Below are 24,283 nucleotides of genomic sequence, written 5' to 3' on the forward strand. Positions count from 1 at the left end.
CGATTGGCGCCCGCTTTCGGTGACCTAAATCACCGGGTGATTTTGGGTCTTCGGGCGGCCGGCTGCACCGCTCTTCAGGACAATGCCCGCAAAGGCCACGGGTGCCAGCCACCGGGCACCTTTTCCAGCATGGTCCTGGCCTCGTCAAGGTTCTTGTTCGGGTCGGCGGATCTTTCCCCGCCGCGGGACGAGTTCCCGTCGGGCGCCGTCAGCCGGAACTGGATCCACGGCTGGCCGCCGGCCTCGTAAATGCGCTCGGCGAATCCCCCGGCCGCGACTCCGAGCACCAGGTTCTCCAGTTCGTCTCCGGCACTTTGCAGCGTTTCGTCGCAGGCATCGCAGCCGCATGAGGGGACGACGAAGTCGTGCGCGGCGCCGGCGAAGACCCGCACGGTCGGTTGCCCGCCTTCGGTTCTCGATTCGAGGCGCATGGTTGCGGCCAGGGGGTCTGCGGGAACCAGGGTGATGCGCGTGCCGTCCTCCAGTTGCGCATCCTCGCGCCGCACCTGGTAGTTGGCCTCGAGGTGTGCGGCCAGAGCCCGCACAAGCTGGCCAAGCCCGGCAAAGCGCTCGGGGTGGCTGATGCGTTCGTAGCTGTCCTCCGGGGTTTCCCCGTCCGCCCAACGGCGTCCGTAGTTGATGGGAACGTCGTCCTCGTCGCGGTAGACGGCTTCCTCCAGCAGCGGGCGCCGGTATGGGGCGGGCACGGCCTCGGAAGGGCGCGGAACCGGGTTCAGCGGCGCCAGCTTGGGCACCACGTGGGCAAGCCACTGCTCCAGCAGCACCGCGGCCCGCTCCACCGCCTGGCCACCGCCACGGGTCACGGCATCGATCATCATCCGCGGGTCGTAGTAACGGTCGAACGCGCCGACCATCATCTGCCCCGGAGTCGTTGATTCCCACCGGACATCCTCCCGCGCCTGGGCCACGGCGTTGCCCAGGAAGATCTCCGCGGCCAGCCGCAAACCGCCCGCCGGCTCCAGGGCCCGCCGGTGGGCGTGGATGAAATGCAGCAGTGCCGCCATGTCGCGGGCCAGCCGCACAGGCTCCTCGCCGTGCTTCCGGGCATAGGCGGCGAAGTCGTCCCAGCCCGGATAATGCCTGATGCCCACCAGTTCGACATCCGCTGCAAGATCGGCTCCGGGGCCCGGGACCCTGCGCGTACCGGGCCGGGACCTGGCCGGTGCATCGAAGATCGGCGGTTGCGTGTCCATGCCCGGAGCCTACCAACCAATGCGGATGCCGGGGGAATGACAAAACCCCCGGCGGCGGCGTGCCCCCTGTCTCCAGGAACACGCCCCCACCGGGGGTCATTGTCTCTTTAGTGCTTAGTAGTCGCGACGACGCGGGCCACCGGTGCCACCGGCGGTGCGGGGCTTGCGCGAGGAGCCGCCGAAGCTGCGCTCTCCGGCACCGGCACCGGCGTTGCCGCGGTAGCCACCGCTGCGCTCGCCACCGGCGTTGCGGTCGTAGCCGCCACGGCCGCCTTCGGAGGAGCCGCCTTCGGTGCGACGGTCGTTGCCACCGCGGTAGCCACCGCCGCCACCGCTGCGTGCGCCACCCTGGTAGCCGCCGCCACCGCCACGGCCTCCGCCGTAGCCGCCGCGTCCGCCACCCTGGTAACCGCCTTCGCGGCCACCTTCGCGGTCGGACTTCGGGCTGCGGCCGTTGTCCAGCTCGAGGTGGATCAGCTCGCCGCCGATGCGGGTGCGGGAGAGCGAGCGGAGCTGGTCCGCGGAAAGATCTGCCGGCAGCTCGACCAGGGTGTGGTCGGCACGGATGTCGATGCCGCCGATCTGGGCGGAGGTCAGGCCGCCTTCGTTGGCCAGTGCGCCAACGATGGAGCCGGGCATGACGCGCTGGCGACGTCCCACCGCGAGGCGGTAGGTGGCGTTGCCTTCGGTCAGGGCGCGGGACGGGCCGCGGGAGCCGAAGCCGTCCTTGCCGCCGCCTGCCAGGCGGGCCTGCTTGGCCGGGGCCACGGGCAGTTCCTGCATGAGCAGCGGGCGGCCGCCCTGTGCCATGTGTGCAAGGGCCGCGGCGATCTCGACCTCGGTGATGTCCTCGTGCTCGGCTGAGTACTTTTCCACCAGGTTGCGGAAGACGGTCAGGTCCTGCGAGGAGATGGTCTCACCGATCTGGTCGGCGAACTTGGCCAGGCGCTTGTCGTTGACGGCGTCGACGCTGGGCAGGTGCATGTGCTCAACCGTCTGGCGGGTGGCCTTCTCGATCGCACGCAGCAAGTACTTCTCGCGCGGGGTCATGAAAAGGATCGCGTCGCCCGAGCGGCCGGCACGGCCGGTGCGGCCGATGCGGTGGACGTAGGACTCGGTGTCGTGCGGGATATCGAAGTTGATCACGTGGGACACGCGCTCAACGTCGAGGCCGCGGGCCGCGACGTCGGTGGCGACCAGGATGTCGATCTTGCCATCGCGAAGGTTCTCGATGGTGCGCTCGCGCTGCTGCTGCGGGATGTCGCCGTTGATGGCGGCGGCCGTGAAGCCGCGGGACTTGAGCTTGTCGGCCAGGTCCTCGGTTGCCATCTTGGTGCGCACGAAGGCGATGACGCCTTCGGACTTTTCCGACTCAAGGATGCGGGTCATGGCATCGAGCTTGTGGGCTCCCATGACCTGCACGTAGCGCTGGCGGATGTTGGTGCCGGTCGAGGTGTTCGACTTGACCGAGACTTCCTGCGGGTTGCGCAGGTACTGCTTGGAGATGCGGCGGATCGAGGACGGCATGGTGGCCGAGAACAGCACCACCTGCTTCTCTTCCGGGGTGGCCTCGAGGATCTTGTCGACCTCTTCGGCGAAGCCCATGCGCAGCATCTCGTCGGCCTCGTCGAGCACGACGTACTGCAGGTCCGAGAGGTCCAGGGAACCCTTGTTGATGTGGTCGATGACGCGGCCCGGGGTGCCGACGACAACCTGGGCGCCGCGGCGCAGGCCTGCAAGCTGCGGGCCGTAGGCGGATCCGCCGTACACGGGCAGGACGGTGAAGTCGCCCATGTGCTTGGCGTAGGAGGTGAAGGCCTCGGCGACCTGGAGCGCGAGCTCGCGGGTCGGGGCCAGGACCAGGACCTGGGTGTTGCGGGCGGTGCCGTTGAGGTCGGCCAGTTCGGCCATCTTCGACAGGGCCGGAAGGGCGAACGCGGCGGTCTTGCCGGTGCCGGTCTGGGCAACGCCGACGACGTCGCGGCCTTCGAGCAGCAGCGGGATGGTGGCTGCCTGGATCGGGGAAGGCTTTTCGTAGCCCAGGTCGGAGACGGCGGCGAGAACGCGGCCGTCAAGACCCAGGTCGGTGAAGAGAATCGAATCTTCTTCGGTCTTGGCTTCGGCGGTGGGCTGGTTTTCGGACATGTCGGTAGACACGGAGAATTACCTCATTCATAGGGGCGGAATAGACCCCGTATCAACGAGGTTCCGCAGCACAATCGGACGCAATCACTTTGGTCCGGCGACTCCCCTATGAAAGCAACAACCCGCAAGTATTTGGCGGGCTCACACACGACGAGCTTCTGCCTCAAGAATTGGGCAGAATGCGAGGGAAGCCGGATACAGTGAACTCCCTAATACTATCGTCCCTCGCGCAACTTGGGGGACTTGAGCCCGGTGAGGTTGCGCACACGGGCCTTCCCTGCCGGTCGATGATGTGCCTGGCATGGCCCCCTTTCGGCTCCGCCGGTCACTGCCCCGGTTCTCTCCGCGGCAGTGCGCGCAGGACCTTGGCAGGTAGCTGGCTGCCGCTGGCCTGTTGGTGTTCCAACAGCCGCCGGGCCTGTTCCAGGGTGGGCCCGACGAAGATGTCGCGCACCCGCACCCCGTGTTCCGGACGCGAGATCACCGCGATGCCGTCCCCGGCGGCGATCTTCCCGGTCCTGACCACCTTCAGGAAACAGCCGACGTCGCCGCGATCGGTGAACCGGCGCACCCAATTCTCCTCCCCCAGGTGCCGGGCGAATGTCGAGCAGGGAATCCGCGGGCTGGTCACTTCCAGCACCACGGCCTTGCCGATGGCCCAGCGCTCCCCCACCACCGCGTCGGTGGTGTCGATCCCCGAGACCCGCAGGTTCTCACCGAACAGGCCCGCGGGGATGTCCCGGCCCAGCTCGCCGCCCCAGCGTTCGGCCTCGGTGCGCGAGTAGGCGTAGACCGCCTGGTCATGGCCGCCGTGGTGTTCGCGGTCCACCAGCACATCCGCATACAGGCCCATCTTGCGCACCTTGACCGGGCCGTCGATCGGGCGCTTGTCGATGGCGGTGGTGCCCACCGGCCCGGCATCTGACTTCAGGGCATGGACAACGCACACCGCCTCAAGCGTGCCGTGGGCAACGGGACCCGCTGCAAGGTCAGCGGATTCGGGGGAAACACTCATGGCATGAATCCTATAAGAAGTGCGGGAGATGGCCTTGTGGACCTTGCGCCGACCGGAAAGATGCGCGCCGCGAAATCCGCCGCGGGACAATCATCGGGTAACCTGCGGTGCATGGAGAAGCCTGAAAACCATTCCGTGGCCGCCGCGTGAAAAACACGAAACCCGTGCTCCCGCCCTCGTTGCGTGCCGCCCGCTGGTGGTGGAGCGCCGCGGCGATTTCCGCCCTGGCGTTCGCCGGCGGATTCTTCCTCAATGCCGCCACCCGCCCCGGGAACGAGGCCCCGGGCTTTTGGGGCGCGGGCATCGCCCTGGTGGGCCTGGGCCTGGTCATCGGATATTGCACGCTCCAGCTCTGGCGCGGGAAGCTGTCCGGCCGGATGTCGCTGATCTGGTGCGGGGTCATTGTGGGCATCCCGCTGCTGACCCGCGGGGTGCGCGTGGGGATCTTCGGCGCGCTGCTGCTGGTGGGCGTGGCCCTGCTCTTCAGCCCGGGCACGGTCAAGTACTTTGCCCCGCAGTCCAAGGCAGCCCGCGCGCAGCGCAAGGCCGAACGCCAGCGCCGCAAGCGGGAAAACGCCGGCTGACAACACGCGGGTGGGCGCCCGGCATATGAGGCGGCGGCAAACCATGGAAGAGTGCCATCATGAGTACCTTTGCCATCGCCAATGCATTCATCGTGCCCATCACCGGGGAGAAATTCACCGGCACCCTTCTGGTCAAGGACGGGCTGATCGCCGCCCTGGGTCCCGACCTGCAGGTCCCCGGGGACACCCCGGTCTTTGATGCCGAGGGCGCGTGGCTGCTGCCCGGCTTCATCGACGCGCATGTGCACCTGGGCATGCATCCAGAGGGCGAGCACGAGGCGGGGTCCGACGTGAACGAGATGACGGACCCGAACATGGCCGCGGTGCGGGCCATCGACGCCATCGACCCCTTCGACCCGGGCTTCGACGACGCGTTGGCCGGCGGGGTGACCACCGTGAACGTGAATCCCGGATCCGGGAACCCGATCGGCGGGCAGACCGTGGCGATCCACACGCACGGGCGCTACGTGGATGAGATGGTGCTGCGGGCCCCCAGCGGCATCAAGTCGGCCCTGGGTGAGAACCCCAAGCGCGTTCACGGCGCCAAGGACAAGACCCCCTCGACCCGGTTGGGCAACGCCATGGTGATCCGCCAGGCGTTCATCGAGGCACAGAACTACCTGGCCGCCAACGACCCGGCCAAGCGCGACGCAAAGCTGGAGGCCCTGGGGATGGTGCTGCGCCGCGAGATCCCGTGGCGCCAGCACTGCCACCGCGCGGACGACGTGGCCACCGCCCTGCGCCTGGCCGCGGAGTTCGGCTACGACCTGGTCCTTGACCACGGCACCGAGGCCCACGTGATCGCCGACGTGGTGGCCGGGCGCAAGGTGCCGGTGCTCATCGGCCCGCTGTTCACCACCAAGTCGAAGGTGGAGCTGCGCGGTCGCTCACTGGCCAACCCGCGGCGGCTGGCCGAGGCAGGGGTCGAGATCTCGATCATCACCGACCACCCGGTGGTCCCGATCAACTTCCTCATCCACCAGTGCACGCTGGCTGTAAAGGAGGGACTGGATGCGGACACCGCCCTGCGGGCAGTGACCCTGAACCCTGCCAAGGTGCTGGGCCTGGCCGGGAAGCTGGGCTCGCTCGAGGCCGGCAAGGACGCGGACCTGGTGCTGTGGAGCGGGGATCCGCTGGATGTCATGTCCCGGGCCGTGCGCGTGTGGATCGGCGGGAAACAGGTCATGGAGTACGACGCAGCCACCCGCACCCCGGTGGTGGCCTCCCGCAAGGTCGTGCCCGAGTAGGACCCAACAAAAACGGGCGGTGCCGCGGGGGAATCAATCCCTCCGCGGCACCGCCGGTCCCTTGTTGCCGTTCGGTTGCCGCCTAGAGCTTGGCGAAGGCCTGCTCAAGGTCGGCGATCAGGTCCTCGACGTCCTCAATGCCCACCGAGAGGCGCAGCAGGTTCACCGGAACCGCCAGCTCGGTGCCCTTCACCGAGGCGTGGGTCATTTCCGAGGGGTAGTTCATCAACGATTCGATGCCGCCCAGCGACTCGGCCAGGGTGAACACGCGGGTGGCCTCGGCCACGGTGCGTGCCGCGTCCTCGCCGCCGGTGAACTGCACCGAGACCATGCCGCCGAAGTCGCGCATCTGCGCCTTGGCCAGCTCGTGGCCCGGGTGGGTGGGCAGGCCCGGGTAGTGCACCGCCTGAACCTCGGGGCGCTTTTCCAGCCACAGGGCCACGGCCATCGCGTTTTCCGAGTGGGTGCGCATGCGCACGCCCAAAGTCTTCAGCCCGCGGGTGGTCAGGAACGCGTCCATCGGGCCGGAGACCGCGCCGACGGCGAACTGGATGAAGCCGATGGCCTCGGCCAGCACCGGGTCCTTGACCACGATGGCGCCGCCGACCACGTCGGAGTGCCCGCCGATGTACTTGGTGGTGGAGTGCACCACCACGTCGGCACCCAGGTCCAGCGGCTGCTGCAGGAACGGGGAGGCGAAGGTGTTGTCGACCACCAGCAGGGCGCCGGCGGCGTGGGTGATCTCCGCGATGGCCTTGATGTCGGAGATGCGCATCATCGGGTTCGACGGCGTCTCCACCCAGACCAGCTTGGTCTTGTTGGCGGCGATGGCAGCCTTCAGCGCCGCGTGGTCGGACATGTCCACCGGCGTGTTGCCGATGCCCCAGCCGCCCAGGACCTTGGAAATCAGCCGGTAGGTTCCGCCGTAGGCGTCGTTGCCCAGCACGATGTGGTCACCGGGTTCGGCCAGCGCGCGGATCAGCGAATCCTCGGCGGCCAGGCCGGAGGAGAAGGAGTAGGCGTGGGTGCCGTTTTCCAGCGCGGCGAGCTGCTCCTGCAGGGCGTCGCGGGTGGGGTTGCCGCCGCGGCCGTACTCGTAGCCCGCCCGCAGGTTCCCGATGCCGTCCTGGGCGTAGGTGGAGGAGAAGTGCAGCGGCGGGACCACTGCCCCGGTGCGCGGCTCGAATTCCTGCCCGGCATGCACGGCGCGGGTGTTGAATCCTTGGATGTTTTCAGTCATGTCTGGACGCAACTTTCTTAGTGGGTGAGGTAGGTCAGCAGGTCGTGCCGGGTGATGACCCCGACGGCCGCCCCGTCGTCGGTGACCAGCAGGGCGTCGTGCTCGGAGAGCCGTTCCTTGGCGCGGTCAATGGTTTCGTGGATGCCGATCAGCGGCAGCGCGGTGGTCACCAGCGGGCCCACCGGGTCGGTCAGGGAGATCTCGTTGCGGAACAGCTTCTCGGTCAGCGTGCGCTCGTCGATGTAGCCGCGCACCTCGCCCAGGCGGACCGGGGGCTCGGCCGAAAGCACCGGGAGTGCCGAGACGCCGTATTCGTTCATGACGCCGATGGCGTCGCGGACGGTTTCATTCAGGTGCGTGTGCACCAGGTCGGGCAGGTCGCCGGGCTTGGCGGAGAGCAGCTGGCCCACGGTGTCGGCGGAGTCGTCGCGCAGGAAGCCGTAGGAGCGCATCCAGGAGTCGTTGAAGATCTTGCCCAGGTAGCCGCGCCCGCCGTCGGGCAGGATCACCACGACGATGGCTTCGGCGGGGAGGTCCTTCGCCGCCTGCAGCGCCGCGACCACTGCCATGCCGGAAGAGCCGCCGACCAGCAGGCCCTCTTCCTTGGCCAGGCGGCGGGTCATGGCGAACGCGTCGGCGTCGGTCACCGCGATGATCTCGTCGGGCACCGCCGGGTCGTAGTTGCCCGGCCACATGTCCTCCCCGACGCCCTCGACGAAGTAGGGGCGGCCGGTGCCGCCGGAATAGACCGAGCCGTCCGGGTCCGCGCCGATGATCCTGACCGGGCCGGAGGCGCGGTCTGCGGAAACTTCCTTCAGGTAGCGGCCGGTGCCGGTGATGGTGCCGCCGGTGCCGGCGCTGATGACCACGTGGCTCAGCATGCCGTCGGTGTCGTTCCAGATTTCCGGGCCGGTGGTCTCGTAGTGGCTCTCCGGGGCGGCGGGGTTGGAGAACTGGTCGGGCTTGTACGCCCCGTCGATCTCGCGCACCAGGCGGTCCGAGACGCCGTAGTAGGACTCCGGGGAATCGGGGGCCACCGCGGTGGGGGTCACCACCACCTCGGCGCCATAGGCGCGCAGCACGTCGCGCTTTTCCTCGCCGACCTTGTCGGGGGTGACAAAGATGGTCTTGTAGCCCTTCAGCTGGCCGACCATGGCCAGTCCGACGCCGGTGTTGCCGCTGGTGGGCTCAACGATCGTTCCGCCCGGGAGCAACTTCCCGTCGGCCTCCGCGTTTTCCACCATTTTCAAGGCAATGCGGTCCTTGATGGACCCGCCGGGGTTCAGGTATTCGAGCTTGACGAGGATGGTTGCCTCGATGCCGTCCGTGACCGAATTGAGCTTGACCAGCGGGGTGTTCCCAATCAGGTCCAGGATTGTGCGCGCATACTTCATGGCGATCACTCTACCGGCGGCGCGTCACATTCCGGACGCCGTTCGTAGTGAATCTTCATGCGTTGGAGGCGGGGGCACCGATGAGAGTATTGAGGCATGCCCAATTCCCCTTCGACCCCGCTGCCGGCATGCGACGCACAGGCTTCATGGAAGCCGAACGGCCCGTATTCCCTGCGCCAGTCCCTGGGCATCCTGCAGCGCGGAGCCCGCGACCCCGCCACCCGGGTCTCGGAAAACGGCGCTTGGTTGTGCTTCCACACCCCGGTCGGTCCCGTTACCCTATTGGCCACCCGCACCGCCGGCATCGACGCCGAAGTCCTGCTCCGCGCCTGGGGACCGGGTGCCGCGCACGCGGTGGAGCGCGGACTGCATCTGTTGGGCGCGTACGACGACTGGAGTGCCTTCGACGCCGGGGAAACCCGGAACCTGCTGCACCCGATCGTGCTCCGGAGCCGAAAGTCGAATCCGGGGCTGCGGTTCCCGTCCACCGGGCGTATCTTCGATGCCCTGTTTCCGGCGATTCTCGAGCAAAAGGTCACGGTGATCGAGGCAAACTACGCCTGGCGCCACCTTTGCCTGGCCGTCGGCGACCTGCCGCCGGGTCCCGCGCCGGCGGGAATGCGCCTGCCGCCGACGCCGACTGCAGTCCGTTCGCTGCAGCCGTGGCAATGGCACCAGGCGCGCGTGGATTCGAAGCGCTCCGCGACAGCACGCCGGGCGGCGGCCGCGGCCAATGCCCTGGAGCGCTGGGCGTTGATGGATCTGGGTGCCAGGCGGGAGAACGCCATGGGCTCCGGGACCCTGCACGCCGCCCTTGAATCAATACCCGGAGTGGGTCCGTGGAGCATTGCCGAGGTACTGCAGCGCACCCATGGAGCTGCCGACCATGTTTCGGTGGGTGATTTCCACCTGGCTGCCTTCGTCGGGCAGGTACTCACCGGTCGCCGGGTCGACGATGCCGGGATGCTCGAATTGCTGGCGCCCTTCACCGGGCATCGCCAGCGCGTGGTGCGCCTGATCGGGCTTTCCGGGCAACGCAAGCAGGCGTTTGGCCCGCGCCTGGCGCCGATGGACCACCGGCGCCGCTAGGGCGCGGCGGAAGCCTACTGGGCCTGCGCCTCTTGCTCGGCGATCTGCGCGTGGACATGCTGCATGTCGATGCCTTTCACGGCCACGATGAGGTCGTCCAGCTGAGAGGCGTTCATCGCGCCGGGCTGCGAGAAGACCAGGACTTTGTCGCGGAACGCCATCAACGTGGGGATCGAGGTGATGTTCGCAGCGCGTGCCAGCCCCTGTTCGGCCTCGGTGTCCACCTTGGCGAACTTAACGTCGGGGTACTTCTCGGATATCTCGTCATAGACCGGGGCAAACTGGCGGCACGGTCCACACCACTCCGCCCAGAAATCTACGAAGACAATGTCATTCTCATCCAGCGTCGTCGTGAACTCAGACTCGGTGATATTGATAGTAGCCATATACCAACGGTACCGCGAGATGCCGAAGTCGCCGCAGTCGGCACCCCGTTTTTGGCTTTCCCTTGCTGTTTTCACGCCTCCGGATCCAGGTTATCCACAAGTTTGTCGGCCGGCGCCCGGCCGTGCGCACGCGGCCGTATGCTCGAGGAAATGCCACGGCCAACCCAGGAGGCAGCCATCCACCAAAGCATCGGGCGAAAGGCGGGCAGCTGTACTCCCGCCCGGTTCGCCGGCCAGTCCCGGTGTCCCGATCGGCGCACCGGGTTTCACGGATAACAGGAAGGATGCATCCTGACCCGGACCGCGTAGACGCGTTGCGGGTCGACTGCCAACACGGACATGACACGCTGCACCTTGTTGCTGATAACGACCGGGGAATCCGGGCGCAAGGCACTCTCCGAAGGAATGCTGCTGGCGGAGCGCTACGTCGACGCACTGCCCATGGATTTGGCCATCGTTGAATCCACGCCCTTCGCAGTTGCACCCGCGCTGCGGATCCAGGAAAAGGTTTCCCTTCCCGTCCCCTTGGAAGACACCACCTCTGCGGCAACGGCCGTTGGACCGCTACAGGCCATCTGGAACGGCACGCGGTGGCTGACTCCCGGTTCGTGCCCTCCCAAGCCGCTGGAAGACCATGGAGCCACAGAATGGCAGTGGGCGCACTACCACGCGGTGCTGTCCGCCCCGAGGGATTCAATCATGTTGCTCTGGGACATCTACGTAGTCCCGATGAACGAAAAGATGGCCGCTTGAAACTTGGGCGGCGGGAAATTTGCGTTGGATGTTGAGTGGGTCACGTCCAGTAAGGAATTCCCGCCGCCCGACCTCTTGATACGCCTCGCCCAATAATGGTCCCACCTGCACCATCGGGGGTTCAGGGCACGAAAAAGCCCGTGTCCAAATCTCTTGGATTTGAACACGGGCTTCATTCATTCGGTGGCAGATACTGGATTCGAACCAGTGAAGGCGTTGCCAGCTGATTTACAGTCAGCCCCCTTTGGCCGCTCGGGTAATCTGCCGAATTGTTCCCTTCGGAACGAGTAGAAACTCTACATGACGTTTTCCCAAGAGTGCAAATCGAGGGTTTCCCGGCGCGTCAGACCCCGGGTTTTCCGGGGTTTTGCGGTGCCCCGGTAGTCTTGTAGGCAAAGCACAATCACCACCCAAGGAGGCTCACATGGCGAGCGATTCAACTTTTGATGTTGTCAGCAAGGTCGACAGCCAGGAAGTGTCCAATGCACTGAACCAGGCGCAGAAGGAAATTGTCCAGCGCTACGACTTCAAGGGCATTGGAGCCGAGATCGACTTCAGCGGCGAGAAGATCCTGATGAAGGCCAACTCCGAGGAACGCGTCAAGGCGGTTCTCGACGTGTTCCAGTCCAAGCTGGTCAAGCGCAACATCTCGCTCAAGTCCCTGGAAGCGGGCGAACCCTTCCCCTCGGGCAAGGAATACCGCATCGAGGCCTCCATTGTGGAGGGCATTGCCCAGGACGTGGCGAAAAAGATCAACAAACTCATTCGTGACGAGGCACCCAAGGGCGTGAAGTCCACCATCCAGGGTGACGAGCTTCGCGTGTCTTCCAAGTCCCGCGACGACCTGCAGGCCACCATGACTCTGCTGCGCGGCTTTGAGGAAGCAGACCTGCAGTTTGTGAACTTCCGCTAAACGGACTTCACGGCGGCGAGATTCGGCCGCAGACAAAGGGAGGCTGTCATCACTCGCCGGTGATGACAGCCTCTCTTTGCGTTGACGCCCGGCATGGGAAAGGAAGCGGGCGATCGCCTAGTAGCCCAGCGAGCGGCCAGCCATCCTTTCCAGCCGGGCAACGCGGTCGTCCATCGGCGGGTGGGTGGCGAAGAGCTTCTTGGCCCCGCCAAGGAACGGGTTGGCGATCATGAGGTGCGAGGTGTTGACCAGGCGCTGGTCATCGGCCGGCAGCGGGGCGCGCTGCACCCCGCTCTCGAGCTTGCGCAGTGCCGAGGCCAGCGCCAGGGGGTCGTTGGTCAGCTTGGCGCCGTCCTCGTCCGCGTCGTATTCGCGGGTTCGGCTGATGGCCATCTGGATGACGGTGGAGGCCAAGGGCGCCAGCAATGCCAGGGCGATCATGGCCAGGGGGTTGGCATTACGGCGGTCGCCGCCGCCGAAGAAGAGCATCATTTGGGCCACGGACGTGATGACTCCGGCGACGGCCGCGGCCACCGAAGAGGTGAGGATGTCGCGGTTGTACACGTGCATGAGCTCGTGGCCCAGCACCCCGCGCAGCTCGCGTTCGTTCAGCAGCTGCAGGATGCCCTCGGTGCAGCACACCGCGGCATTTTCCGGGTTGCGCCCGGTGGCGAAGGCGTTTGGCGCTTGGGTCGGCGAAACATAGAGGCGCGGCATGGGCTGTTGGGCGGCAATGGAGAGCTCGCGCACGATCCGGTGCATCTCGGGCTGTTCTGCCTCGGTGACCGGGTAGGCCTGCATTGAGCGGATCGCCAGCTTGTCGCTGTTCCAGTATCCGTAGGCGGTGGTCGCCACGCCGATAAGGGCGAAGATCCAGATAAAACTGCTGCTTCCGGTCCCCGAAGCCAGCAGGGCGCCAATGGCCAGCAGCAGCGCGAACATGCCGCCGAGCAACCCCGCCGTCTTCAGGCCGTTGTTGTGATTGTGCACCGTGTTTCTCTCCTTGGGGTACGGTCCGGCCGCCGGGGGCCGGGTCTGGCATTCAGTCTAGTAAACGCACCTGAGAGCGTGCTTTGTTCCCGCCGGGGATTCGGTCTCAGGGAGCTGGGTGCCGCGCGTCGTACCGCAGGAATCCCGGCTCCCAGCGCATCAATGCGGCTGCTGCAACGATGCAGGCGATGCCGCCGGCCAGCAGGGTCCACCCCTCGCCGATGCCCCCTGCCACCGAACCGGAGAGCATTTCCCCCAGCCGTGGCCCGCCGGCAACCACGACGATGAATACACCCTGCAGGCGCCCGCGCAGGTGATCGGGGGTGGCGGTCTGCAGGATGGTGGTGCGAAAGACCGAGGAAACGGCGTCGGCGACGCCGGCCAGCGCCATGCAGGCGGCCGCGGGCCAGAGCCAGGCTCCGGCCGAGCCGTCGGACGGGACCGGGCTGCGTGCGGCCAGGATGACGACCATGCCGAAAAGCCCGATGCTCGCACCCCACGCGCAGACGCAGAGAAACACTGCCGCGCCCTGGCGGTGGATCCGTCCCACGGGCCCGGAAAACAGTCCCGCCAGGAACGCGCCCATGGCGGTTGCAGCCAGGAGAACGCCCATGGTCAGTTCACCGCCGCCAATGAGCACTGCGCCAATGGCGGGAAGCAGTGCCCGGGGTGCGGCCAGGACCATGGCCGCGATGTCGATCAGGAAGGTCATGCGCACATTGGGCTGGGTGCCCAGGAATCTGAAGCCCTCGATGACCGAACGCAGCCCTGCCCTGGCCGGCGTGCCCTCCGGGGGCAGTGCCGGCAGCTTGTAGACGGACCACACCGCGGCGCCATAGGTGAGCACGTCGATGGTGTAGGTCCAGCCGAAGCCAATCTGGGCCACCAGCAGCCCGCCGAGCAACGGGCCGATCATCTGGGCGATGCCGAAGGTGACCATGTTCAGCGAATTGGCCGCCGGCAGGAGCTTGAGCCCGACGATCGCCGGGATGATGGCTCCGCGGGTCGACTGGTTGATGCCCCCGGCACCGGAGTGGATGGCCACCAGCCCGTAGAGCACCCAGACGTTGTCCACGCCCAGCCAGGCCTGGGCTGCAATGGCAGCGGTGGTTGCCCACAGGACCATGGCGGAGGCCAACGCGACCTTGCGGCGATCGTGGGCGTCGGCGACGGAGCCGCCATACAGGCCCGTCAGCACCAGCGGCACCAGCGCGAAGGCGCCCAGCAGGCCGACGTAGAGGCTGGAGCCCGTCAGCGCGTAGACCTCGAGGCTGACCGCCACGAGGGTGAGTTGTCCGCCGACCGCCGAAAGCGTGTTGCCGATCCACAACCGCTTGAAGGCCGGGCTTTGGCGCAAAGGTGTCAGGTCGGCAAGGAGTCGGGCCACGGATTGAGTCTAGCGACATGCTCGGCGACTCTAGCGACATGCTCGACGACACGGTCCTCTTATCTTGACATATTCAAAATAAGACGGTGGAATGGATCACATGGACTATTCGGCACAGATGCGCGAGCTGGGGCTGCGGGTTACCCGCGGACGCCTTGCCGTGCTCGATGCCGTGGAGAGCCACCCACACTCCTCGGCGGAGAGAGTTGTCGCCGCGGTCCACCAGGCGTTGCCGGATGTTTCCATCCAGTCCGTCTACAACGTGCTTAATGATCTGACGGAACAAGGCATATTGCGGCGGTTCACTCCGCCGCACTCAGCGGCCCTCTATGAGACCCGCGTCAATGACAACCACCATCACGCCATTTGCACCAGTTGCGGCCGGATCGAAGACGTGGAATGCGCGGTGGGCCACGCCCCCTGCCTGACCCCTTCGGACAGCCACGGCATGGAAATCCAGATTGCCGATGTCCTTTACCAGGGCATCTGTGAAGACTGCAGGAAAACCGGCGCGGCCTAGCCGCCCGCCGGGGAAGCCGGCAGAAGAGTTACCAACCCACATGAAGAAGGAGAATCTCTTGAGCGAGAACTTCACCACCACCCAGAGCGGCGCCCCCGTTGCCAGCGATGCCCATTCGCTGACCTCCGGCCCGGACGGCATTACCGCCCTCCACGACCGCTACCTCGTCGAGAAGCTTGCCGCGTTCAACCGCGAGCGCGTGCCGGAGCGCAACCCGCACGCCAAGGGCGGCGGAGCCTTCGGTGAATTCACCGTCACCGAAGACGTCTCGAAGTACACCCGTGCAGCCGTCTTCCAGCCGGGCGCCAAGTCCGAGACGCTCTTGCGCTTCTCCTCGGTCGCCGGCGAACAGGGCTCCCCTGACACCTGGCGCGACGTGCGCGGCTTCGCACTTCGCTTCTACACCACCGAGGGCAACTACGACGTCGTGGGCAACAACACCCCGGTGTTCTTCATCCGCGACGGCCTCAAGTTCCCCGACTTCATCCACTCGCAGAAGCGCATGGGCGCCTCCGGGCTGCGCGATGCCGACATGCAGTGGGACTTCTGGACCCACTCCCCCGAGTCCGCACACCAGGTGACCTACCTGATGGGCGACCGCGGCCTGCCGACCTCCTGGCGCGAAATGAACGGCTACGGCTCGCACACCTACCAGTGGATCAACGCCGAGGGCGAGCGCTTCTGGGTGCAGTACCACTTCCACTCCCGCCAGGGCGTGCACAACATGTCCAACGAAGAGGCCGAGAAGCTTGCAGGCTCCGACGCCGACTTCTACCGGCGCGACCTGTTCGACAACATCGAGGCCGGCAACTTCCCGACCTGGGACGTCAAGGTCCAGATCATGCCGTACGAAGAGGGCAAGACCTACCGCTTCAACCCGTTCGACATGACCAAGGTCTGGCCGCACGCGGACTACCCGCTGATCCCGGTTGGCCACTTCACGCTGAACCGCAACCCGCGCAACTTCTTCGCCGAGATCGAGCAGGCAGCGTTCTCCCCGTCGAACCTGGTCCCGGGCATCGACATCAGCCCGGACAAGATGCTGATGGCCCGCGTGTTCTCCTACCCGGATGCACAGCGCAACCGCATCGGCACCAACTACAACCAGTTGCCGGTCAACCAGCCGCACGCTGCCACGGTCAACAACTACATGCATGAGGGCTCCATGCAGTACCACTTCAACGACGCAGACGCCCGCGTCTACACCCCGAACTCCTTCGGCGGCCCGGCTGCACAGCCCGAGCGCGCCGGCGAGGGCGGCTGGGAAACCGACGGCGAAATGGTCCGCTCCGCGCAGACCCTGCGCTCGGAGGACGACGACTTCGGCCAGGCAGGCACCCTGTACCGCGAGGTCTACGATGCAGCTGCCAAGGAGCGCTTCCACGCGACCCTGCTGGGCCAGTGCCAGGGCATCACCATCGAGTCCATCCGCGAAGGCTTCTTCCAGTACTGGACCAACGTCGATGCGAACCTCGGTTTGATCCTGCGCAACGCCTACGCTGCAGGCGTTGCCGGCTCCACCGACGGCGCCGCGGAAATGGCCGGCAAGGCCTAACCTGCCACCGTTGGCATCTCAACGACGACAAAGCGGCCCGTCCTCCTTCGGGAGGGCGGGCCGCTTTGTCGTCGATCCGGGACCGAAAGTTAAGAAGAACGAGGACCCGCCTTTTCCGCTACTTCGAAAAATACGGGTCCCTGCCCAGGTACAGCTTAGCCCGGCGAACTAGTCCCGGGAGATCCTGACCATTTCCTCGCGCTCCACGACCTTGATTCGGGCCCGGTCGACCGGTCCGTTGGAGGTCTGCGTGGGGGTCGCTGCGATGCCGAGGGAAATCTCGTGCGCGTCCAGCTTCTTCCAGCCTTCCCAGGTCGTGTAGTCAACACCGCGCGACTCCAGCAACTTGATGATCGCGTCCTCGTCGGGGTTGGACGCAACCGGCAACGACAGGCGGTCCTCCAACAGGTTCCCGATGGTCTCCAGGGCATCGCCCTTGGTGTGGCCGATCAGGCCCACGGGACCCCGCTTGATCCAACCCGTGGCGTAGAGCCCCGGCACGTGGGAGCCGGCGGCGTCCAGCACCCGGCCGCCCTCGTTGGGGATGACTCCGCGCTTGTCGTCGAACTCGATCTCCGCAAGTTCGGAGCCGAGGTAGCCGATGGCGCGGTAGACCGCCTGGACCGGGTACTCGACGATCTCGCCGGTGCCCCGCACATTGCCGGTGCCGTCGAGCTCCTGGCGCTCGAACTTGATGCCGGCGACCTTGCCGTCCTGGCCCAGCACCTCGATCGGGTTGTGCAGGAAGTGCAGGTGCAGGCGGCGCGAGGCGCCGGTGTCCTGTTCCTCCACGATCCAGTTGGTCAATGTGTTGACCATGGTCTTGACCTGGTTGTTTGACTTGATCAACGCATCGGAGGCCTCGTCGAACTCGAAGTCCTCCGGGTAGAGCACGATGTCGACATCACGGCTGTGGCTCAGTTCGCGCAGCTCCAACGGGGTGAACTTCACCTGGGCGGGCCCGCGGCGCCCGAAGATGTGGACATCGGTGACCGGGGAATCCTTCAGGCCCGCAAAGACGTTGTCCGGGATCTCGGTGACCAGGAGGTCCTCGGCGTGCTTGGAGAGCACGCGGGCCACGTCCAGGGCCACGTTGCCGTTGCCCAGGACGGCGATTTCCTTGGCCTCCAGCGGCCAGGTGCGCGGCACGTCGGGCTGCCCGTCGTACCAGGAAACGAAGTCCGCGGCCCCGAAGGACCCCTCCAGGTCGATGCCCGGGATGTCCATGCGGGCATCCTTGATGGCACCGGTGGCGAAGATGACCGCGTCGTACATGTCGCGGATGTCGTGCAACTTCAGGTCGCGTCCGTAGGTCACGTTCCCCAGGAAGCGGATGTCCCCCCGGTCCAGGACCTTGTGCAGCGCATTGACGATTCCCTTGATGCGCGGGTGGTCCGGGGCCACGCCGTAGCGGATCAGGCCGTAGGGCGCGGGGTAGGCATCGAGCAGGTCGATGCTCACCTCGAATTCGCGCTCCGCCTTGGTGAGAATGTCGGCAGCATAGACGCCAGCCGGACCTGCCCCGATAATGGCGACACGGAGCGGGCGAACTGCTGAATCGGACACGAGGGGTTCCTTCCGGAGAATGATCATGGGGCGCACAAATAGCGCACGCCACGCTAGTCTAATTGGCCACGGCCCCTAAACGTGAACCGGTGTGCGCATGCTCACGCTCCCCGGGACCGGATCCGCATGATGCAGGCCCCCGGCATGCCGGGCCCGAGCGGCCCGTCATCCGGGGAGTTCGGTCCCGCGATAGGCTCGGTTCGGTGCGCAGGCTGCGCACCGATCCCCGACCAGCGTGCACGCGCACCCGGAATGGAAACCATGCAATCCCGGTTGAAGAGACCATGACTCCTACGCCCTCCCCGGCCACGACGACCACCGCGGCTTCGAGCGCCCCCGCAAACGAACGCAACGCGGGATTGCTCCAGGGCCTGGGCGCCTACGGCCTGTGGGGAATGCTTCCGCTGTATTTCCTCACCATTGCCATCGCCTCCCCCGTGGAAATCGTCGCCGGCCGCATCGTCTTTTCGCTGGTTTTCTGCGCGGTCCTGCTGCTGGTGACCAGGAACTGGCGTCGGTTCATCGCTCTGGGCCGCGACCGCCGGGCCATGGCCCGCCTGAGCGTGGCTTCGGTCCTCATTGCGGTGAACTGGCTGACGTACACCTACGCGGTGCTCAACGGTCACGCGGCGGAAGCCGCGCTGGGGTACTTCATCAATCCCCTCGTGTCGATCGCCCTGGGTGTGCTCTTCCTGAAGGAAAGGCTGCGCCGGATGCAGTGGGTGGCCATCGGGTTCGGCCTTGCCGCCGTCACGACGCTGTCGTTCGCCTACGGCAACGTGCCCTGGGTTGCGCTGGTGCTGGCGTTCTCCTTCGGCCTGTACGGCTTCGTGAAGAACCGGGTGGGCCGCACCGCCACCGCGCTGACCTCACTGAGCATGGAGACCGCGATCCTGGCCCTCCCGGCTCTCGGGTTCATGGCCTGGCTGGTTGCCACGAACACCGACACGGTGCTTTCCTCCGGACCTGCGCACTTCTGGCTGATGGCCTCCAGCGGGATCATCACCGCTGTTCCGTTGCTGCTCTTCGGGGCTGCCGCTCGCCGCCTGCCCCTGACCGCCATCGGCACCCTGCAGTTCCTGGCCCCCATCCTGCAGTTCGTCGTGGCGCTGGTGGTCTTCAAGGAACCCATGCCGCCGGAGCGCCTCATCGGCTTCTCGCTGGTCTGGGTCGCGGTGATCCTGCTGTGCATCGACATGGCGCGCTTGCCCCGTCGCATCGTGCCCGTCAAGGTGGCATAGGGACTCCATTCCCGGGAGCGTCGACGTCGCAAGACGTGCCGGGCGCCCCTCCGTTTCCGAGCCGCCTCGGTTGTGTCCGCCGGGCCCGGGCACGAAGAAAGGAGCCGGTCGGTTGTCCACGTGAACTGGACAACTTTCCGGCTCCTTTCCCGGTCTTGCGCTAGCGCATGGGCTAGACGTTGGCGCGGATGGCCTTTTCGAGCACCTCGAACGCCTCGGCCAGCAACTCGTCGCCGATGACCAGCGGGGGAAGCAGGCGGATGACGTTGCCGTAGGTGCCGCAGGTGAGGATCAGCACGCCCTCGGCCAGGCAGTCGGCGGCAATCTTCTTGGTGATCTCCGCGTCCGGCTCGGTGCCTCCGGCCTTGACGAGCTCGATGGCCACCATGGCGCCGCGTCCGCGGACATCCCCGATGACCGATACCTCGGACTGGAGCTTGCGCATGCGGGTGAAGAACTGTTCCTCGATCTCACGGGCACGGGAAGCCAGGTCATGCTCTTCCATGTAGCGGATGGTCTCCAGCGCCGCCGCCACGGCAACCGGGTTGCCGCCGTAGGTGCCGCCCAGGCCGCCCGGGTGGACCGAGTCCAGCAGGTCGGCCCGGCCCACGATGCCCGAGAGCGGCATGCCGCCGGCAATGCCCTTGGCCACGGTGATGATGTCCGGGACGATGCCCTCGATGTCCGAGGCGAACCAGGCGCCGGCGCGGCAGAAGCCTGCCTGCACCTCGTCGGCGACGAAGACGATCCCCTGTTCCCTGGCCCACTCGGCCAGGCGCGGCAGGAAGCCCTCCGCCGGGACGATGAAGCCGCCCTCGCCCTGGATGGGCTCAATGATGATGGCGGCGATCTGGTCGCCGCCAATCTGCTTCTCCATGGCCAGGATGGCGCGCTCTGCGGCTTCCTTGCCGGAGATGTTCGGGTTTTCCTCGCGGAAGGGGTAGCTCATCGGCATGCGGTAGATTTCCGATGCCAGCGGGCCGAAGCCGCGCTTGTAGGGCGCTGCCTTGGCCGTCAGGCCCATCGTCAGGTTGGTGCGGCCATGGTACGCGTGGTCGAAGGCGACCACCGCGGTGCGGCCGGTGGCCACGCGGGCCACCTTGATGGCATTCTCCACGGCCTCGGAACCGGAGTTGAAGAAAACGGCCTTCTTGGCGTGGGTGCCCGGGCTGATCTCGGCAAGCTTCTCGGCCAGCTCCACGTAGCCCTCGTACGGGGTGACCATGAAGCAGGTGTGGGTGAAGCGGGCCGCCTGTGCGGCGACGGCTGCTGCGACCTTCTCGTTGGAGGCGCCGACGGACGTCACCGCGATGCCCGAACCCAGGTCGATGATCGCGTTGCCGTCGACGTCCACGATGATGCCGCCGTCGGCGTCCGCCACGTAAACGGGCATGGCCGATGCCACGCCCAGGGCGACGGCGTTGGTGCGGCGGGCCGCGAGCTCCACCGACTTGGGGCCGGGGAATGCGCCGTTGATGTGTCGCTTTTGCTCGATGCGGTAGGTGATGCCCATGAACGTTCGGTCCTTTCCCGGACCTGGCTCCCGGTGCCGGGACCACTGCGGTCCCGGCACCGGGGGCACCATGGAACCCGGTGTCTTGGTGGTCTTTACTACCCAGTAGCCTATGCCGCGCGCAACAGCGCCCGCCAGTGAATTTGGCACAGTCGGAATCCCGGATTCCAGTGCAAGTGCACAGGCGGGATCGGACTCTCCCCTTAAGCACGATCGGTCCGTTGCGGCTGCAGGAAAATCCTGCTGCCGCAACGGACCGATCAATGGATTGACGTATGGCTACACGTCGGAGTCCTTAGAGTTCCGGCGCGTTTTCCTGTGGCAGGCGGCCCTCGTCCTCGGGGTGCCTGGCCAGGTTGACCAGGGCGAGCCCCAGCCCGCCCCACACTGTCAGGATGGAGATCACCAGAAAGGTGATTGCGATGGGAGTCATCGTCCTTCCTCCTTTTCTTCCGCGGCGATCAGGGCCGCGTATTCGGGGTCGTGGTGCAGCTTGGATTTGGGGCTCCACGGGATGAGCGTGAGCACCACGGCCACGACAACCAGCGCGGCGGCCATGCCCCAGCCAAAGACGCCGACAAACCATGCCGGGTAGTCCTCGTAGGTTGTCCCGATCTTCGAAATGAACTCGTTGATCAGGATGTAGCCCAGCACCACCGGGGCCACCACTGCGACCAGGCCGATCCAGACGGTGCGCATGCGCACCGAGGAGACCTTGTTCAGGTGGTCCGAGAGCATGGGCAGCTTGCGCAGGACCCAGGCAACCAGGATGACGGCAACCAGCGCGCCGGCCAGGATGCCGAAGCTGTTCACGAAGGCGTCAAAGGTGTCAAGCAGATACAGGCCGGTGGCGGTCGGGAAGAGCAGCAGCGAAATGAACGCCACCGGGATGCTGACCGCCAGCGAGGCCTTCACTCGCGGCCAGCCCATCTTGTCCTGCACTGCGGCGACAATGACCTCGAGGATGGAGATCAGCGAGGTGATCCCGGCGAAGACCAGGGAACCGAAGAAGAGCACGCCCATCAGCCCACCCAGCGGTGCCTCCGAGACGATCGTCGGGAAGGCGATGAAGGCGAGCCCGATGCCGGGCACCGCGACGTCGCCCACGGCCGAGCCGGCGGTGAAAGCCATGAAGCCCAGCGCGGCGAAGACACCAATGCCGGCGAGGATCTCAAATGCCGAGTTGGAGAACGCGACGACCATGCCCGAACCGGTCAGGTCGGTCTTGCGCTTGAGGTAGGAGGAGTAGGTGACCATGATGCCGAAGGCCACCGAGAGCGAGAAGAAGATGTGGCCATAGGCTGCCGCCCACACGCCCGGGTCGCCCAGTGCGGCCCAGTCCGGGGTGAAGAAGGCGTTCAGTCCATCGATGGCACCAGGCAGGAACAGCGACTGGGCAACCAGCAACACGAACATCACGACGAGCAGCGGCAGGAAGAAGCCGTTGGCCCGCGAGATGCCCTTGCGCACGCCGGCGACCATGATGCCGATGACGGCGATCCAGGTGATCAGCAGCGGCCAGAAGACACCGGGCACGAAGTTGAAGCCGACGTTGACCGTCTCGGAGACCCCGAGGAATTCGCCGGTGAAGAAGGAGCCGGGATCGTCGCCCCAGGCCTGCGTCACCGAGAACCAGGTATACATCGCGGCCCAGGCAATGATGACCGCGTAGTAGATGGCGATGATGAAGCAGACGAGTACCTGCCACCATCCCAGGACCTCGGCGCCGCGGTGCATGCGTCGGTAGGCCAGCGGCGCGGAACCGCGGAACTTGTGCCCGATCGCGTAGTCGAGGAAGAGCAGCGGGATGCCCGCGCTCAGCAGTGCGGCAAGGTACGGAATCAGGAAGGCGCCACCGCCGTTTTCGTACGCGATGTACGGGAAGCGCCAGATGTTGCCGAGGCCGACGGCCGAGCCGATGGCGGAAAGAATGAAGAGTTTTCGCGAGGAGAAGGTTTCCCTGCCCACGGGTGCCGCCAGTGGCGTCCCGCCCGAAGATGCTGTGGTCATGCACCTACGTTAACCCAAAACTCGACCTGACTATAGCTGTTGGCCGTTTTCATATCCCGCTTCGGGTACTGCCCGTCGTACTAATGCACAAAATGTTTCATAGTATTGGTGCATGGCCATCACGCTGCTGAAACTTCTTGAGTCCCAAAACCTGGGCCTCAGGGCCCACACGGACTTTTCCGGCGTGGGCCAAACCCCCATAGAATGGGCGGCCGTCACCGAATTGCGCGACCCCTCGCCGTTCCTGACCACCGGGGCCATCGTGCTCACCACCGGCCTGCGGCAAACCACGATCGCCAACCAGGAATCCTTCGTCCAGACGGTGCACGGCGCCGGTGCCCTCGCCCTGGGCTACGGCACCGGCCTGAGCCACCGCAGCGTGCCCGCGGCGGTGATCCGCAGGGCCACCGAGCTGGGGCTGCCGGTCTTTGAGGTTCCCTACGAAACCCCGTTCATGGCCATCACCAAGCTCATTGCCGATGCGCTGAACGAAGACCACCTACAGCGGCTGGAACAGCTCCTCAAGGGCCACCAGAGACTGGCTTCCACGCTGCTCACCGGCGGGTTGCGGGCCATGTTGCGCGAGCTCTCCCGCATGCTGGGCACCGCTGTGGCACTGACGCAATTCGCCGCCCGGATCCACGGGCCGGAGCTGGGTGGCGAATCCTGGCACGAAGTGCCCATCGCGACCGGCCTTCGGGACAAGTGCACCCTGCATCTGGCCGAGCCCTGCGAACACGACGGACTCGTGGATTACGCCCAGGGCCTGATCGGGCTGGAATTGGCCAACCAGGCGCGGCTGCGCGAATCCACCCGGCTGGTCGCGGGGCTGGCGTTCTCGGACCTTTTGGCCGGAACCCTCACGGGTTCCGAGGCCAACGCCCGGCTGCAGGGAATCGGCATCGATCCCGGCCAGCCTCACTCGGTGGTGCTGGTGGCCGCGGCCCCGGGACAGGAAAAGGCACTGCGCACCCTGCCCATTCCGCCGCAATTCCAGCATGTCGTCTCGGCCGTCGTCGATGGCCGCCTCGCGCTGGTGGTGGCGCTGCAGGATGGTGCCGAGCTGGCCGACGGGATCGATAGGTACCTCCAAGGTGCCGGCATCGGGGCGCGCGTGGGCTTCGGCGGCGGTTACGCCCAACCCAACGGCCTGCGCTGGAGCTTTTTCGAGGCCATCGAGGCCCTGCGCCACGGAGACCGCATCAACACCCCCTCCAAGCTCTCGCTGACGTCCCTGCTGCTCGCTGCCCGCGACGTCCCGCTGCATGCCCTGGCGCAGGAAGCCCTGGAACCGCTGCAGATCTTCGACAAGAAGCACTCGGCCGAGTTGTTGGGCACATTGCGCAGCTACCTGGAACTCGACGGAAGCGTCGGAGCAGTGGCCGATGCCTTGGGTTTGCACCGCAATACCGTCCGATACCGGCTGCAGCAGATCAGTGAACTCTCCGGCTACGATCCAACGACCACCGCCGACCGCGTGCAATTGTGGCTCGCGCTCACTGCCATGGACTTGAACTAGCG

Annotated in this window: 21 protein-coding genes and 1 tRNA gene; 9 read left to right on the forward strand and 13 right to left on the reverse strand. The window is 66.2% G+C overall.

Annotated elements, in window-relative coordinates; genetic code table 11:
• Positions 1 to 74: 74 nt before the first annotated feature.
• The 3 genes from ABD687_RS07380 to ABD687_RS07390 form a co-directional block, all read right to left on the reverse strand.
• A complete protein-coding gene (locus ABD687_RS07380; RefSeq protein ID WP_310292373.1) occupies positions 75 to 1,214 on the reverse strand; it encodes a DUF6226 family protein in 1,140 nt (379 codons plus the stop codon).
• A 114-nt stretch (positions 1,215 to 1,328) separates the two neighbouring features.
• The gene (locus ABD687_RS07385; RefSeq protein WP_264271448.1) at positions 1,329 to 3,359 is read right to left on the reverse strand and encodes a DEAD/DEAH box helicase; all 2,031 of its coding nucleotides are present in this window, start codon (positions 3,357 to 3,359) and stop codon (positions 1,329 to 1,331) included.
• 325 nt (positions 3,360 to 3,684) lie between these two features.
• Complete coding sequence (locus ABD687_RS07390) at positions 3,685 to 4,374, reverse strand: MOSC domain-containing protein (RefSeq protein ID WP_302265113.1); 690 nt, start codon at positions 4,372 to 4,374, stop codon at positions 3,685 to 3,687.
• A 146-nt stretch (positions 4,375 to 4,520) separates the two neighbouring features.
• Here ABD687_RS07390 and ABD687_RS07395 point away from each other — a divergent pair, with 146 nt between their 5' ends.
• Positions 4,521 to 4,958, forward strand: coding sequence for a hypothetical protein (locus ABD687_RS07395; protein WP_264271438.1), 438 nt, complete (start codon positions 4,521 to 4,523; stop codon positions 4,956 to 4,958).
• A 59-nt stretch (positions 4,959 to 5,017) separates the two neighbouring features.
• Positions 5,018 to 6,205 carry an amidohydrolase gene (locus ABD687_RS07400; protein ID WP_310292371.1) on the forward strand — a complete coding sequence of 396 codons (1,188 nt, stop codon included), beginning with the start codon at positions 5,018 to 5,020 and terminating at the stop codon, positions 6,203 to 6,205.
• Between the two features lie 82 nt (positions 6,206 to 6,287).
• Here ABD687_RS07400 and ABD687_RS07405 read toward each other — a convergent pair whose 3' ends face one another.
• Both ABD687_RS07405 and ABD687_RS07410 read right to left on the reverse strand, forming a co-directional pair.
• A complete protein-coding gene (locus tag ABD687_RS07405) occupies positions 6,288 to 7,445 on the reverse strand; it encodes a cystathionine gamma-synthase (protein WP_264271436.1) in 1,158 nt (385 codons plus the stop codon).
• A 17-nt stretch (positions 7,446 to 7,462) separates the two neighbouring features.
• On the reverse strand, positions 7,463 to 8,839 hold the full coding sequence (locus tag ABD687_RS07410) for a cystathionine beta-synthase (protein ID WP_264271435.1): 1,377 nt from the start codon (positions 8,837 to 8,839) through the stop codon (positions 7,463 to 7,465).
• Between the two features lie 96 nt (positions 8,840 to 8,935).
• Between ABD687_RS07410 and ABD687_RS07415 the strand changes: the two genes are divergently transcribed.
• The gene (locus ABD687_RS07415; RefSeq protein WP_310292367.1) at positions 8,936 to 9,928 is read left to right on the forward strand and encodes a DNA-3-methyladenine glycosylase family protein; all 993 of its coding nucleotides are present in this window, start codon (positions 8,936 to 8,938) and stop codon (positions 9,926 to 9,928) included.
• A gap of 14 nt (positions 9,929 to 9,942) precedes the next feature.
• Here ABD687_RS07415 and trxA read toward each other — a convergent pair whose 3' ends face one another.
• Positions 9,943 to 10,314: a thioredoxin gene (gene trxA, locus ABD687_RS07420; protein ID WP_264271433.1), complete on the reverse strand. Its 372-nt coding sequence runs from the start codon at positions 10,312 to 10,314 to the stop codon at positions 9,943 to 9,945.
• Positions 10,315 to 10,653: 339 nt separating this feature from the next.
• Between trxA and ABD687_RS07425 the strand changes: the two genes are divergently transcribed.
• Complete coding sequence (locus ABD687_RS07425) at positions 10,654 to 11,067, forward strand: hypothetical protein (RefSeq protein WP_264271432.1); 414 nt, start codon at positions 10,654 to 10,656, stop codon at positions 11,065 to 11,067.
• Positions 11,068 to 11,251: 184 nt separating this feature from the next.
• Here ABD687_RS07425 and ABD687_RS07430 read toward each other — a convergent pair.
• Positions 11,252 to 11,333 (reverse strand) — tRNA-Tyr (locus ABD687_RS07430).
• 158 nt (positions 11,334 to 11,491) lie between these two features.
• Here ABD687_RS07430 and ABD687_RS07435 point away from each other — a divergent pair.
• The gene (locus ABD687_RS07435; RefSeq protein WP_264271431.1) at positions 11,492 to 11,980 is read left to right on the forward strand and encodes a YajQ family cyclic di-GMP-binding protein; all 489 of its coding nucleotides are present in this window, start codon (positions 11,492 to 11,494) and stop codon (positions 11,978 to 11,980) included.
• Positions 11,981 to 12,097: 117 nt separating this feature from the next.
• Here ABD687_RS07435 and htpX read toward each other — a convergent pair whose 3' ends face one another.
• Entirely contained in the window at positions 12,098 to 12,970 is an 873-nt protein-coding gene (htpX, locus tag ABD687_RS07440) for a zinc metalloprotease HtpX (protein ID WP_264271430.1), read from the reverse strand.
• 106 nt (positions 12,971 to 13,076) lie between these two features.
• Positions 13,077 to 14,357 carry an MFS transporter gene (locus tag ABD687_RS07445; RefSeq protein ID WP_310292365.1) on the reverse strand — a complete coding sequence of 427 codons (1,281 nt, stop codon included), beginning with the start codon at positions 14,355 to 14,357 and terminating at the stop codon, positions 13,077 to 13,079.
• Positions 14,358 to 14,448: 91 nt separating this feature from the next.
• Between ABD687_RS07445 and ABD687_RS07450 the strand changes: the two genes are divergently transcribed.
• Both ABD687_RS07450 and ABD687_RS07455 read left to right on the forward strand, forming a co-directional pair.
• Positions 14,449 to 14,877, forward strand: coding sequence for a Fur family transcriptional regulator (locus ABD687_RS07450; RefSeq protein ID WP_264271428.1), 429 nt, complete (start codon positions 14,449 to 14,451; stop codon positions 14,875 to 14,877).
• A 40-nt stretch (positions 14,878 to 14,917) separates the two neighbouring features.
• On the forward strand, positions 14,918 to 16,432 hold the full coding sequence (locus ABD687_RS07455) for a catalase (protein ID WP_372342959.1): 1,515 nt from the start codon (positions 14,918 to 14,920) through the stop codon (positions 16,430 to 16,432).
• Between the two features lie 168 nt (positions 16,433 to 16,600).
• Here the strand turns inward: ABD687_RS07455 and ABD687_RS07460 are convergent, their stop codons facing one another.
• Positions 16,601 to 17,998, reverse strand: coding sequence for an FAD-dependent oxidoreductase (locus ABD687_RS07460; RefSeq protein WP_310292363.1), 1,398 nt, complete (start codon positions 17,996 to 17,998; stop codon positions 16,601 to 16,603).
• A gap of 284 nt (positions 17,999 to 18,282) precedes the next feature.
• On the opposite strand from ABD687_RS07460, the gene rarD reads away from it, so the two are divergent.
• Positions 18,283 to 19,239: an EamA family transporter RarD gene (gene rarD, locus ABD687_RS07465; RefSeq protein WP_310292361.1), complete on the forward strand. Its 957-nt coding sequence runs from the start codon at positions 18,283 to 18,285 to the stop codon at positions 19,237 to 19,239.
• A 172-nt stretch (positions 19,240 to 19,411) separates the two neighbouring features.
• Here rarD and gabT read toward each other — a convergent pair whose 3' ends face one another.
• The 3 genes from gabT to ABD687_RS07480 all read right to left on the reverse strand — a co-directional run bounded on the left by gabT (position 19,412) and on the right by ABD687_RS07480 (position 22,762).
• A complete protein-coding gene (gene gabT / locus ABD687_RS07470) occupies positions 19,412 to 20,752 on the reverse strand; it encodes a 4-aminobutyrate--2-oxoglutarate transaminase (RefSeq protein WP_264271424.1) in 1,341 nt (446 codons plus the stop codon).
• Positions 20,753 to 21,047: 295 nt separating this feature from the next.
• The gene (locus ABD687_RS07475; protein WP_302265101.1) at positions 21,048 to 21,185 is read right to left on the reverse strand and encodes a methionine/alanine import family NSS transporter small subunit; all 138 of its coding nucleotides are present in this window, start codon (positions 21,183 to 21,185) and stop codon (positions 21,048 to 21,050) included.
• The gene (locus ABD687_RS07480) at positions 21,182 to 22,762 is read right to left on the reverse strand and encodes a sodium-dependent transporter (RefSeq protein WP_310292353.1); all 1,581 of its coding nucleotides are present in this window, start codon (positions 22,760 to 22,762) and stop codon (positions 21,182 to 21,184) included. The genes ABD687_RS07475 and ABD687_RS07480 overlap by 4 nt, the downstream gene beginning before the upstream one ends.
• Positions 22,763 to 22,874: 112 nt before the next feature.
• On the opposite strand from ABD687_RS07480, the gene ABD687_RS07485 reads away from it, so the two are divergent.
• Positions 22,875 to 24,281: a PucR family transcriptional regulator gene (locus ABD687_RS07485; RefSeq protein WP_302265098.1), complete on the forward strand. Its 1,407-nt coding sequence runs from the start codon at positions 22,875 to 22,877 to the stop codon at positions 24,279 to 24,281.
• Positions 24,282 to 24,283 lie beyond the last annotated feature (2 nt).

Source organism: Paeniglutamicibacter sulfureus, from assembly GCF_039535115.1.
Taxonomy (GTDB): Bacteria; Actinomycetota; Actinomycetes; order Actinomycetales; family Micrococcaceae; genus Paeniglutamicibacter; species Paeniglutamicibacter sulfureus.